A 12,822-nucleotide genomic window follows, 5' to 3' on the forward strand; every position below is an offset into this window, starting at 1 on the left:
TTGTACTTTTATACCCTATTCTCAGGTTTTAAAATTTAAGGAGTTAATTTGGATTATTTAGCGGGTTTAAACCCTTCACAACGAGGAGCCGTAGAGCAAACAGAAGGTCCTGTGATGATTGTTGCGGGAGCTGGTTCAGGAAAAACACGGGTCATTACCTATCGTGTCGCACACTTGATTCGAAAAGGTGTTGATCCATTCAATATCTTGGTATTAACATTTACCAACAAAGCGGCCAAAGAGATGCGCGCGCGTATCGTTTCTGTTGTTGGGAGCGAAGCGAAAAATATTTGGATGGGAACATTCCACTCGGTGTTTGCAAAAATACTCCGTGTAGAAGCTGAATTGATCGGTTATCCCAGAAACTTTACCATCTACGATACGGATGATACCAAAAGTTTGTTGCGTGCCATTTTAAAGGAAATGAATCTCGATGATAAGCTGTATAATGTCAATCATGTGTACGGACGTATCTCACAGGCAAAAAATAACCTGATCTCACCGCAGGAATATAATAAGAATGAAGCCATATTGGCCGAGGATATTTCCAATGGTCGTGGTCAACTGGGACAGATTTATATGACCTATGCACAGCGCTGTTACCGTGCTGGGGCAATGGATTTTGATGATCTGTTGTTTAAAACGAATGTATTGTTAAATAAACATCCAGAGGTACTGCATAAATACCAGCATCAATTTCGTTACTTGATGGTCGATGAGTACCAGGATACCAACTTCTCGCAATACCTTATTGTCAAACGCCTGGCAGCAGTCAACGAAAATATCTGTGTGGTTGGGGATGATGCACAATCAATCTATGCATTTCGTGGCGCAAATATTCAGAATATCCTGAATTTCCAAAAAGATTATCCGGATGTGAAGATCTTTAAACTGGAGCAGAATTATCGATCTACGAAGATGATCGTGAATGCGGCCAATTCGGTGATTGCCAATAATCAGAATCAATTGGAGAAAAATGTTTTCTCGGATAATGAAGAAGGCGAAAAGATCAAGGTTTCACGTGCTTTCTCTGACAATGAGGAAGGTAAGATCGTCGCCGACCAGATCATTGAAGAGAAATCGTTAAAAGGGCTTAATTATAAGGATTTTGCTATTCTGTATCGTACCAATGCCCAATCCAGGGCTATGGAGGAGGCCTTACGCAAAATCAATATCCCTTATAAAATCTATGGTGGTACGTCTTTTTATCAACGGAAAGAAATTAAAGATCTGATCGCGTATTTCAGACTTACCTTCAACCCGAATGATGAGGAAGCACTCAAGCGTGTGATCAATTACCCGCGTAGAGGGATAGGGGATACGACGATAGAAAAGATCATGATCGCTGGCAGATCAGAATCAGTATCGTATATGGGATGTTGTTGCAAATGCAGCCCAGTTTCTAGATGGGCGTAGCGCAACGTCTGTCGGTGGTTTTGCACAGATGATTCAGAGTTTTCAGGCCCTGGCCAAAAACAATAACGCATTTGATACCGCAATGCATATTGCGCAGCACTGCGGTATTCTGAAAGAATTGTACGAAGACAAATCGGTAGAGGGGTTGGCACGTTACGAAAATATCCAGGAACTCCTCAATGGTATCAAGGAATTTTCGGAACGGGAAGATATCGAAGAACGTGGACTTGATGTCTATATGCAGGATATTGCCCTGTTGACAAACGACGATAATGATAAAGATCCAAATGCGGATACTGTATCATTGATGACCATCCACTCTTCCAAAGGCTTGGAATTTCCGATTGTTTTTATTGTAGGCTTAGAAGAAAACCTATTTCCTTCCCAGTTGTCGTTGAATTCCAGGTCGGAACTGGAAGAGGAACGAAGACTTTTTTATGTTGCCGTTACGAGAGCTGAAAAAAAATTACTACTTTCGTATGCTACTTCGCGATATCGTTGGGGAACGCTGAATAACTGCGAACCCAGTCGCTTCTTGGATGAATTGAATCCGGCATGTCTTGCATTGGATTTTAAACCACGACAAACTTCTGCCTCAGCCGGAAGTTTTCAAGGCGAACGAATTGCATGGCAGCAAAAGGACAGTGATGATACGTTTTCTAAACCTAAGCCTAAGCCCATGGTTAAAACGACATCGATACTGCCGAAAGCCCACAAACCTACTGCGGGTTTTGCTCCTTCAGATACATCAAATCTTCAGGTCGGCATGGAAGTTGAACATGAACGCTTTGGATTTGGCAAAGTTGTGAATCTCGAAGGAAACAAAGGAGATATAAAAGCAACTATTTTCTTTAAGGAATTGGGACAGAAACAATTGTTGCTTAAATTTGCAAAACTTAGAATAATTCAATAATAAAATACCAAAACGATATCTTAATCGTTTAATTAGGTACTTATATTAGCTATATGAACTTTGACTACAACAGCACTAGACCAAAATTGATCCTTGCAGAATATGGTCGCAATGTGCAAAATATGGTAGATTACATCTGTACTTTACCCACAAAGGAAGAAAGAAATAAACATGCGCAGATTGTAATCGATATGATGGGGGTATTGAACCCACATTTGAGAGACGTGTCTGATTTTAAACATAAACTGTGGGATCACCTACAGATTATCTCTGATTTTAAATTGGATATCGACTCGCCTTATCCAATTGCCACAGCGAAAAGTGTGAAACACGAAGTTGAGCATTTAGGCTATCCGCAGCATTCCATTAGATTCAAGCACTATGGTTTTACCGTAGAGAAAATGATTGAAAAGGCGTTATTGGCCAATGACGAAGCCAAAAGAGAGCAGATGGTCATCGGTATCGCTAATTTTATGAAAATGGCTTACCTGACCTGGAATAAGGATTCTGTTTCGGACGAGTTGATCATCCAGGATCTCAAAGAGTTGTCAGGTTATCAATTGACCTTACCAGAAGGTACTGTATTGACCAAACTTGACTTTAAAACTCCGCCTCCGGGAAATCGCGTTAAAGGTCCGGCTAACAGTAACTCAGGCGGAAATAATAACAATAACAATAATAATAATTCCGGTCACCAGTCGAAAGGTGGAGGCAAGCCTCGTATGACAAGTAACAACAACAATAATACGAAGCGCAATAACTACGGAAGCAATAACAACAGCTATAGTCGAGACAACAATAACAACAGCTACGGTAGGGACAACAATAACAACAATAACAGAAACAGAAAGCCGCAGGGTAATTATAATAATAAACGAGGCTAGTTCTTAATGATTTTGTTTAAAGAAGCAGGCAATTGCGAAGTGATTAACAGATTTCTTTACAATTGCCTTCTTTTTTTAAGAATCGCGCTGTTTTATAAAAAAACAAGGTTCTTTGGTCTCCGATCCCGGTATGTTGGGCGGAAGGCTAAATATCCCGAGACAAATACAAGAACAGGGGTATGACACTAAGAAGATATCACTTATATATAAATGAACGCATTTGAAATAATCGGTGGAAAACCGTTAAAGGGAGAGATTATTCCTCAAGGAGCAAAAAATGAGGCCTTACAGATCCTTTCTGCAGTTTTACTGACAGAAGAACCTATGACCATCAGTAATATCCCAGATATTAAGGATGTCAATAAGTTGATCGATCTATTGGCTGCTTTAGGTGTTAAAATTGATCGCATAGATAAGGACACATACGTTTTTGAAGCTAAAGATATAAATATAGACTATTTCCAGTCACCCGAATTTAAAGAAAAAGGCGGTGGGTTGCGTGGCTCTATCATGATTGTCGGTCCTTTGTTGGCTCGATTCGGAAAAGCCGCTATTCCGAAACCGGGGGGTGATAAAATCGGACGTAGACGATTAGATACCCACTTTTTGGGTTTTGAAAAATTGGGTGCTAAGTTTGTGTACGATGCGACTACCCATTTTTTTAACGTTGATGCAACGGAGTTAAAAGGAAGTTATATCCTTTTGGACGAAGCTTCTGTAACGGGTACGGCAAATATCGTGATGGCTGCTGTATTGGCAAAAGGGACAACAACGATATACAACGCTGCTTGTGAGCCTTATTTACAACAACTATGTAAGATGTTGAATCGCATGGGGGCTAAAATATCCGGTATTGGATCTAATTTGTTGACCATCGAAGGCGTAGAGCGTCTGGGGGGAACTTCACACCGCATGTTGCCTGATATGATTGAAATAGGTTCTTTTATCGGCCTTGCGGCAATGACAGGTTCAGAAATCACCATTAAAGATGTCTGTTTCGAAGAACTTGGCGTTATTCCATCTGTATTTTCGCGCTTAGGCATCAGGTTTGAATTACGCGGTGATGATATTTTTATCCCGGCACAAGAATCGTATGAAATCGATACATTTATCGATGGATCTATCCTGACCATTTCAGATGCACCTTGGCCAGGTTTTACGCCCGATTTATTAAGTATAGTACTTGTTGTGGCGACTCAGGCAAAAGGAAACGTATTGATCCACCAAAAAATGTTCGAGAGCCGTTTGTTCTTCGTGGACAAATTGATCGATATGGGGGCTCAGATTATCTTGTGCGATCCGCACCGCGCAACTGTTATTGGACTGAATAAATCACATCATCTGAGAGGTATTGAGATGACTTCGCCAGATATTCGTGCCGGGGTTTCTTTATTGATTGCAGCCCTATCTGCTAAAGGAAAATCTGTGATCCATAATATCGAACAGATTGAACGTGGCTATCAAGATATCGAAGAACGCTTGCGTAAATTAGGAGCAGATATTAAACGTATCGATGCCGAACCAAAAGGTCATTAATTAAAGCGAATAGCCTATGTGCTAGTGTAAGATAAAAGAAGCTCCGGATATAAATTCTGGGGCTTTTTTTGTGATATCTGCGTCAAATAAGGTAAATTTGTCTATACTACATTTAAACAGCTATAGATATGAAAAAATATCTAAAAAAGTACGCCTTAGTTTTCCCATTATTAGGCATAGTGCTTCTTTTTCACAATTGTCAATCCTCTACACCTAAAGAGGTTAAGCTACATGAAGAATCAAATACAACAACGGATATCCGCTCTTCTAAACGGATCAATGCTGCGGTAATCGTACAAAAAGTTACTTTTCCTAATATGCCTTTTGCTGAACTGATCAAGTTGATGAATCTGACCAATGATAGTTCACCTGCTGCATTGTGGAAAGCGATATCCGCACTACCTCAGGCGGAACAGATAAAGAAAGATAGCTTTGATATTGAAAATCCCCTGCAGCGCATGGAGCTGATGCTTGTTCCTTTACGCAAGATGGAAATTAAATTTGATCAACAGCAAGCAAAATCGAATGCTGAAGGCCTGACTTACCGCCTGGAAAATTATGTGAATTATAACAAAGGCTTAGGCGAGGTTTTTCTAGCAAATAGCGAAAATGAGGCTATCCATGTAGGGCTGAACTATCCGGAAGGGAGACTTAATGGATTGGCGAAAGTGCAGATACGCATAAATCCCAAAGAGTATATGATCGATAAGACCGGAAAAACAAAAGTAATTGCCGGAATTACCTGTCAGCAGGCTATTTACAATAAAATTGATGCAAGCGATAAGACGCTCCCTAAATTTGTTGTCTGGAAAAGTCCACGTATTCCGAAAGGAATCAATGTGTTGCATCCTTATGTGTTTGACGAAAACGAAGGCATACTTGAAATTGATGCCTATCTCAATGCGGATGAAAATTCCCTTTTGCGCTTTACGACCACTGCCGTTGTCGAAAAGAAATTTGAACCCAATGAATTTGAGGTAACAAAAGCACATGTTAAGCTTGATGGGGCCAAGGATCAAAAGAACATCGAAAAAAATGTACTTTATGTAGTGTTTCATTAGGAAACAACACATCAAGGAAACATCATTGAAAAGAAAACACCATAAAAAAGGAGTTGATCATTTGATCAACTCCTTTTTTATTTGGGCTATATGTAAAAGTTTACATTAAAGGAGCTGGTGCTTCTTCTTCAAATAAAGGGAATTCCTTGATAATGTTGTACCATGTGATTACCTTTTTAATATCCGAAGAATAAACACGTGATTCATCATGGCCAGGAGCTACTTCACGGAAGAAATTTCTTAAAGTAGCGCCATCAGATTTTGTATCTGGTAGAGCGATGCCTTTCTCTTTGATTGTTTCAAAAATATTCAATAGACGAATTTCTTCTTCTTCACCATAGATTGTGATATCTTCCAAAGTCGCCATTTTTGTAGAAGATAAACTTACTACAGTTTTAATTTTTGCTTGATCAAGGGTTTCTAGAATAAAACCACCTTTATTTTGTCCAACCAATTTGAACAATCCTGGTTTACCAGTTACGGATACTAATGCTCTTAAATTCATTTTAATATTATTTAAATCTCCAAGAATTAATCTTCGATAACTTCAATTGATAAAATACGGTCACCTTGTCTGATATCGTCAACGATGTCTACGTTTTCGATTACTTTTCCAAAACAAGTATGGTTACGATCTAAGTGCGCAGTGTTGTTACGGCTATGACAGATGAAAAATTGCGAACCACCTGTATTACGACCTGCATGAGCCATAGACAATACACCTCTATCGTGGTATTGGTTTTCGCCTGTTAGTTCACAGTCAATTTTATAACCAGGTCCACCTGTTCCAGGGATTCCAGCAGCACCTTCACGTGAATTTGGACATCCACCTTGGATAACGAAATCAGGGATCACACGGTGAAACGCTAATCCATCATAATATCCTGATTTAGCAAGTTTGATAAAATTGGCTACTGTATTTGGAGCATCAGCTGTGTAGAACTCCACAGTCATGTCGCCTTTTTCTGTTTTAATAATCGCTTTACTCATATTCAAAAATTTTTATGAAATACAAAGATAACGTTTCAGAGTGAAATGTGAAGTAAATCGCGATTGCCAATTTTTTTTAATTGATAGATTGTGTATTTCTCAGGATATTAATTAGCTATTTTTTGTATATTTATGTACGCTAGCCAATTATAATTAACTTTAGATGTCAAATCCGTACAAACTAGTCATTCGGGAGTGGGCAGAGGCCGACCGCCCGAGAGAGAAGCTATTGAGCCAGGGGCGTAGGGCGCTTACAGATGCCGAATTATTGGCTATCCTGATCGGCTCTGGTTCCAAAAATGAAAGTGCTGTCGAATTATGTCGACGCATATTGGCTGATGTCAAAAATAACCTGCACACCCTTTCGATGATGGAGGTCTCGGAACTGAGCCTATATAAAGGGATAGGTGAAGCAAAAGCCATCGCCATTATTGCGGCATTGGAGCTCGCCCGCCGCAAAAACGACCTGCCTGCAGAAGAACGAAAGCTGGTAAATAGCAGCCGCTTCGTTTACAACTTGATGAAACCCATCCTGCAGGATCTGCCTCATGAAGAGTTTTGGACTCTGTATTTGAATACGGGGTATAAAATATTGGACAAACAGCTCATCGGCCGTGGTGGTAATGATTTTACGCCGGTCGATGTCCGGATAATTTTACGCTCCGCACTCAGCCTTAAAGCACATGCCATTATTTTAGTTCATAACCACCCATCGGGCACCTTGTATCCCAGCAATGCTGACAAAATTCTGACGCAAAAAATTGTTGAAGCCTCTAAAATTATGGATATTAGAGTTGCCGATCATTTAATCTTTACCGATAACGGCTATTATAGTTTTAAAGACGAAGGTATAATCGACTAGTTACAGTAATTCTTAGTATGAACAAAAACAGTATTGATAGATTCACAGACCGGGTTGTCGATTACGAGAAATTTAGACCTTGTTATCCAAAAGAGATTATTCAAGTACTTAAAGAACAGATAGGGCTGGATAAAAAATGGTTGGTTGCCGATATTGGTAGTGGCACTGGGCTATCTACGCAACTTTTTCTCGAAAATGGAAATGACGTTTTTGCTGTTGAACCCAATCGGAAAATGCGTGAATCTTTATTGCATCATTTTAAAACCTATCGGAATTTAATCGCGCTGAATGCCACCGGCGAAAGTACATCCATTGAGTCTGGCTGTGTCGATCTTATTTTTGCGGGTCAATCGTTTCATTGGTTTGATCGGGATGCATGTAAAAGGGAGTTCGCCCGCATCCTCACCGAAAATGGACATATTGTGTTGGTTTGGAACCAGCGTGATCCGGACGACGCTTTTCAACAGGAATACGAAGATTTTCTGCTCAGCCATATACCAAGCTATCAATCTGTCAGTCACAAAAATATCAGTGACGATGATCTCAAACAATTTTTTTCACCACGTCCAATGATCAAAATAACCTTGCCAAACCAACAGATATTGGATCTTCGGTCGTTCTTGGGAAGAGTACGTTCATCATCCTATTTTCCCAAAGAGCAGGCTGAAAACAAAACGCTCTATGACGATCTCCGTACACTTTTCGATAAGTACGCAATCTCTGAGCGTATCGTATTCAAGTATATAACCGAAATTTATATCAGTTAACTAAGAAATGGGAATTTGCAAAGCTTCTTTCGTTGCATTTTTTCTCTTCCAGTCGAAAACTCTTCGCATAGGCGAAGAATGAAAAGGGAAGATTAAGATGAATAACGTTAGGATTACCCCGATAATAAATAGCCCGGAGTAGGCGTCGCGTATGGATAGTAGCGAGGCTTGGACTTGGACCGATTTCATTATATTTCCTCTTTGTAGCACCAAGCTATTTGTTCGATCGATTATACCAGCAAGATTATTGGCATTAAGGATCTGTAGGTGGTAATACCAATTGGCAATGACGTTTGACCAGACTACAGGGACCAAAAATGAACGTGTAAGAATCAAAAATACTAAACCAGAAAGGTAATATTTGCTGGGGATATTGCCGGCCATATATACGCCTATCCCAATATAGGAAGTGATCACACCCATTCCTCTTAATGTCAAAGGGAGATAGAATAAAGCCGTGTTTGTCTGTTGATCAATAATCCTTGCAAAGAAAAAACAAGATAGTGCATAACAAGCCGCCGAGAATGCCAAAATAAACTTACATTTCTTTGTGATTTTGAAATATACATAAGCGATTACTGCACCAATGATATAGCTAGGGATCACATAGGTATTTATTTCGGCGAGTTCCAATGGATTTGTGCCCAGCGTAATTCCCAAAAGAGAGGAGTAAAGTGAAGTTGAACTATAAAAAATGCCGAAAATAAAAATTGTTCCAATGGAGATCGGCAGAATCCGTGTTGAAAATGCTTCAAAATTTAAGAGTGATTTTCGGATGAGCGCATTTCTGTTTATAAAAAGGATAAAGAAACAGAGTGATGCGATTCCCGTGACCAGAATAAACTTGGAATGAAACCAATTTTGTGTCAAACCATATGTGCTGAAATAGGCAAAGTTCAATAAGGAAATACAAAGTAAAATACTGCCAAACCAGTCATACTGGTACAGCGGGACCTTTTTAAAATCTGACGATTTCATAAAGATAATGCAGATTAGCAACGCTACTGCCAGTAGTATATTTTGAAATAGAAAGACAGTTTCCCAATAGAAACGTGCTGCAAATAGAACAGATATATAACTTGCTAAGGCCGGAATGATCATTGTCATAGGATAGTAGACCGCATATAATTGATACCGCTCTCCACGCGGCATGAGGAAAGGGATCATTTCCCCAATGATGGCAATCGTGACGATGATCTTGGCACTTCCGATAAAAAATGTAGCAATACAGATGTTGACGCCATTATTGGCGTGTTCCAAAATCGTATTGGAAGCGAGGATGATGAAGATGGAAACGATTAATATCGTCTTTTTGGAAAATAATTTCAATAACCTAAATACCAGCGGTATGGCACATACCATTCCTGCATAATTACAATATGTAGCCATACTCAGATCTGCGGTGATACCGGCATATCCATTCATGACATACGCGTTAATGGATGTGGGGATACCATTATTGAAGGAAAATAGAATATTGAGCACAAATAGAAAGAACAATTCCCATCCTGAACTCAACCAATCTTTGAATATACGATCTTTCATGATTATTTAATACGTATGATGGCATTCATACCTACGCGAAGCATGGCGAGATCTTTTGGGGTATTGGATGCTGTAAAATTAATTCTAACCGGAATGCGCTGTTGTACCTTAACAAAGTTCCCCGTAGAATTGTCAACCGGAACAGCAGAATACTTAGACCCTGTTGCTTCAGATATGGCCGCTACTTCACCTTCAAATGTCTTCCCTGCCAATGCATCAATTTCAATGTTGACTTTTGCCCCGAGGGTAATATTTTTTAGTTGACTTTCGGTATAATTTGCGGTAATCCATTTCTGCTCATCACGTACAATATTGACCAATGGCGTGCCGTTTTTTACCAATTGGCCTTCTTCTATCGTCCGCCGTCCCAATACACCGTCGTACGGTGCCGTGATAACCGTATACGACAGGTTTAACTTGGCTAGATCAATCGCTGATTCGGCCTTTAGTAATGAGGCATCATTGACCGACAGCTTCTGTTCAGACTCATGTGTGTTAAGTTTCGATACACGCTCTTGCGCCAAAAGTGCCTTATATTTGGCTAACATGGCCTCATAATCTGCTTTTACCTGATCGAATTGATATTGCGCTACTGCTTCATCTTTCACCAGACTCTCATAACGCCTATAATTCAATTCCATATTATCTAGCCGGGCTCTCATCTCATCGATATTGGCATTTGCTATCGCAGTACTATTGCTGGCAATGGCACTTCCAGATTGCGATATAGTTTTACTTGCTTTGGCATCGGCAAGAGTGGCTTGTGCATTTTGTAATAAAATTCTGTACTCCGCATCATCAATAATGACGAGTGTATCGCCTTTGTGAACTTTTTGATGCTCATCAAATCGAATTGCTTTGATATAACCGCTGATACGCGAATTTATAGGGGTAATATGGGCATCTACCTGGGCATCATCTGTATAAACAGATTCGTTGATGTGGAAAAAGACTAAGATACCCCAGATAATTGTTACCACAATGACGACCGCAGATAGGATGTTGATGATCCATATCTTCCGCCTTTGTTTTATTTCTTTCTCACTTAATGTTGAATTGCTCATGACTCAATTACTTATCTTCTTTTTTTTCTGAAAATCAAGGCTCCCGATACGATTGCTTCTCAATAATTGCGGTCAATTTTTCGAGAGTTTCTGTAATTTCCAATACTTTTTTTTCTGATATCTCCTGCAGGATCACACAGTAGAGGTCCTGTTGGACAGGGTCCAACAATGTCCTATATTCTTCTCCCTTTACTGTTAATTCGATTAAATTATTCCTTCTGTCATTGGGATCGCTGACGCGCCTAACCAAATCCCGTTTACAAAGGTTATCAATCAGCGGGGTGACACTTGCTTTGCTCTTTTGTATCGCTATGGCTATATCTTGCTGATTCATTTGCTCCTTTTTCCACAGCGCCGCTAATACTTGTAACATTTCGTAGGTGATCTCCAATTGCTGTTCCTTTATTTTCTGTATATAGTATTGTTTTAAGCTCGTCCGCAAAGCAATGATACTATCTACTAAGGGTTTTACTGGATTCATGGAGTCGTTTTTCATCATACAAAGTTAAATATAAAACAGTTAAATATCAAACTAATTTATTTTAGTTAAAAATGTGTTAAAGATGAGTGCTTTAGAGAGAGATGGCATTTTATTTGGAAGCACTTAAACGAAAGGAAAAAAAGATATGTTAAGAGTTGAATTAATCTTCTTTAGAAGTTGCCTACTGCCATTGCTGATTTTAGGAGGTGGGATAAGTGTTGTAAGGGCACAGCAAATGCATGCTTTTAATAACTTAGAAACCGATTATCATTTTGTATATCGCTGGGTAGATCTATTCTTCCCTTTAAGCGCTCAGATAGATGTGATGAGCTTAGACGTTGCGCCGATCGATAAAGAGCCCGAGCAGCAGGAGAAAATAAAAACGTCAACGGGAAAACAGCGTTTTACGGGCAGGGTGAGTGAGCGCGTATATGAAGGTTCGGAAGTAATTGTGAGCCCTGGAGAATCGGTTGGCAATATAACCTATAGCTCCACTAGCTCCCCCACCCGGTATCGTGTTGCCATTGATCGACGCAGTAATGAGCACTACCATGGAAAGCCTGTATTTATAGATGCGAAGGGGGTAAAATATATAATTGATTCGAAATTTAGAAAACAAGTTGTCGAATAATCCCTTAGCTAAGTTAAAAGTATGTTAAAAATCTTTTGTTCAAGAAATTAGATCGAAATATGGCATTTGTATTGTACTTTTATTTACAATTATTTTAATAACAATTGCGTTATGAAAGCAATAGATCGTTTCAAAAAGATCACAGCTGCATTAGCTTTGATCGCTGCATTCGGATTGGGACAATCCCATGCACAAACGGCTCCTAAAAAAATGGAAAAAGACGCCAAAAAGTCTGAACAAAAAGCAAAAGATGTAAAGATTAAAGCCAACGAGGCCGAAACGAAAACAGCGCCTGTGAAAGCTACAGCAAAGAAGGAAGCCGCAGTCAAAGAGAAGAAGGAAGCTGCAGTGAAGGAAAAGTCAACGCAGGCGAAAAAGATGGCTGATACAAAGGCAGTGCCAGCAGCACCAGCGGAAGCGAAGGAAAAAGCCGTGAAAAAAGAAAGTGCTAAAGCTGAAAAACAAGCCGCTGCTGTTAAAAAGGATGCCGTAGCGACAGCTGATAAAGCAACAAGTGAAAAATACAACGGCCATACAGTTTATCTTGGTCCAAAAGGAGGAAGATACTATATCAACGGAAATGGTAATAAAACATACATTTCTGACAATAAGTAAAGCGCAGCTAAAAACGAATTATGGTAGAAAAGGGGATATCGATTGATGTCCCCTTTT

The 12,822-nt window shown here is 39.6% G+C and carries 12 protein-coding genes and 1 pseudogene; 8 read left to right on the forward strand and 5 right to left on the reverse strand.

Going from position 1 to position 12,822, the window contains the following annotated elements:
- The first annotated feature begins 48 nt into the window (after positions 1–48).
- The 4 genes and pseudogenes from DTA23_RS18665 (at position 49) to DTA23_RS18680 (ending at position 5,810) form a co-directional block, all read left to right on the forward strand.
- Positions 49–2,329 (forward strand): annotated as a pseudogene (locus DTA23_RS18665) (ATP-dependent helicase).
- Between the two features lie 53 nt (positions 2,330–2,382).
- A complete protein-coding gene (locus DTA23_RS18670) occupies positions 2,383–3,213 on the forward strand; it encodes a DUF4290 domain-containing protein (RefSeq protein ID WP_070565986.1) in 831 nt (276 codons plus the stop codon).
- A 210-nt stretch (positions 3,214–3,423) separates the two neighbouring features.
- The gene (murA, locus tag DTA23_RS18675; protein ID WP_112375629.1) at positions 3,424–4,749 is read left to right on the forward strand and encodes a UDP-N-acetylglucosamine 1-carboxyvinyltransferase; all 1,326 of its coding nucleotides are present in this window, start codon (positions 3,424–3,426) and stop codon (positions 4,747–4,749) included.
- A 128-nt stretch (positions 4,750–4,877) separates the two neighbouring features.
- Positions 4,878–5,810, forward strand: coding sequence for a hypothetical protein (locus tag DTA23_RS18680; RefSeq protein WP_112375630.1), 933 nt, complete (start codon positions 4,878–4,880; stop codon positions 5,808–5,810).
- Between the two features lie 100 nt (positions 5,811–5,910).
- On the opposite strand, the gene DTA23_RS18685 is transcribed toward DTA23_RS18680, so the two are convergent.
- Positions 5,911–6,315: a DUF5606 family protein gene (locus DTA23_RS18685; RefSeq protein ID WP_070565981.1), complete on the reverse strand. Its 405-nt coding sequence runs from the start codon at positions 6,313–6,315 to the stop codon at positions 5,911–5,913.
- Between the two features lie 26 nt (positions 6,316–6,341).
- The gene (locus DTA23_RS18690) at positions 6,342–6,800 is read right to left on the reverse strand and encodes a peptidylprolyl isomerase (RefSeq protein WP_046671802.1); all 459 of its coding nucleotides are present in this window, start codon (positions 6,798–6,800) and stop codon (positions 6,342–6,344) included.
- 163 nt (positions 6,801–6,963) lie between these two features.
- On the opposite strand from DTA23_RS18690, the gene radC reads away from it, so the two are divergent.
- Together radC and DTA23_RS18700 are read left to right on the forward strand one after the other, a co-directional pair.
- The gene (radC, locus tag DTA23_RS18695; RefSeq protein WP_070565979.1) at positions 6,964–7,662 is read left to right on the forward strand and encodes a RadC family protein; all 699 of its coding nucleotides are present in this window, start codon (positions 6,964–6,966) and stop codon (positions 7,660–7,662) included.
- A gap of 17 nt (positions 7,663–7,679) precedes the next feature.
- A complete protein-coding gene (locus DTA23_RS18700; protein WP_112375631.1) occupies positions 7,680–8,429 on the forward strand; it encodes a class I SAM-dependent methyltransferase in 750 nt (249 codons plus the stop codon).
- Here DTA23_RS18700 and DTA23_RS18705 read toward each other — a convergent pair whose 3' ends face one another.
- From DTA23_RS18705 to DTA23_RS18715, 3 genes are read right to left on the reverse strand one after another with little or no spacing between them, the layout of a single operon-like run.
- Positions 8,430–9,974 (reverse strand): MFS transporter, encoded by a 1,545-nt coding sequence (locus DTA23_RS18705; protein ID WP_112375632.1) that lies wholly within the window; start codon positions 9,972–9,974, stop codon positions 8,430–8,432. It lies immediately after the preceding gene.
- A gap of 2 nt (positions 9,975–9,976) precedes the next feature.
- Positions 9,977–11,038 (reverse strand): HlyD family secretion protein, encoded by a 1,062-nt coding sequence (locus DTA23_RS18710; RefSeq protein ID WP_112375633.1) that lies wholly within the window; start codon positions 11,036–11,038, stop codon positions 9,977–9,979.
- A gap of 34 nt (positions 11,039–11,072) precedes the next feature.
- Positions 11,073–11,519 (reverse strand): MarR family winged helix-turn-helix transcriptional regulator, encoded by a 447-nt coding sequence (locus DTA23_RS18715; protein ID WP_172462456.1) that lies wholly within the window; start codon positions 11,517–11,519, stop codon positions 11,073–11,075.
- Between the two features lie 145 nt (positions 11,520–11,664).
- On the opposite strand from DTA23_RS18715, the gene DTA23_RS18720 reads away from it, so the two are divergent.
- Entirely contained in the window at positions 11,665–12,150 is a 486-nt protein-coding gene (locus DTA23_RS18720; protein WP_146753116.1) for a hypothetical protein, read from the forward strand.
- Positions 12,151–12,261: 111 nt separating this feature from the next.
- On the forward strand, positions 12,262–12,765 hold the full coding sequence (locus DTA23_RS18725; protein ID WP_112375636.1) for a hypothetical protein: 504 nt from the start codon (positions 12,262–12,264) through the stop codon (positions 12,763–12,765).
- Positions 12,766–12,822: the final 57 nt, after the last annotated feature.

The organism is Sphingobacterium multivorum (assembly GCF_900457465.1).
Taxonomy (GTDB): Bacteria; Bacteroidota; Bacteroidia; order Sphingobacteriales; family Sphingobacteriaceae; genus Sphingobacterium; species Sphingobacterium multivorum.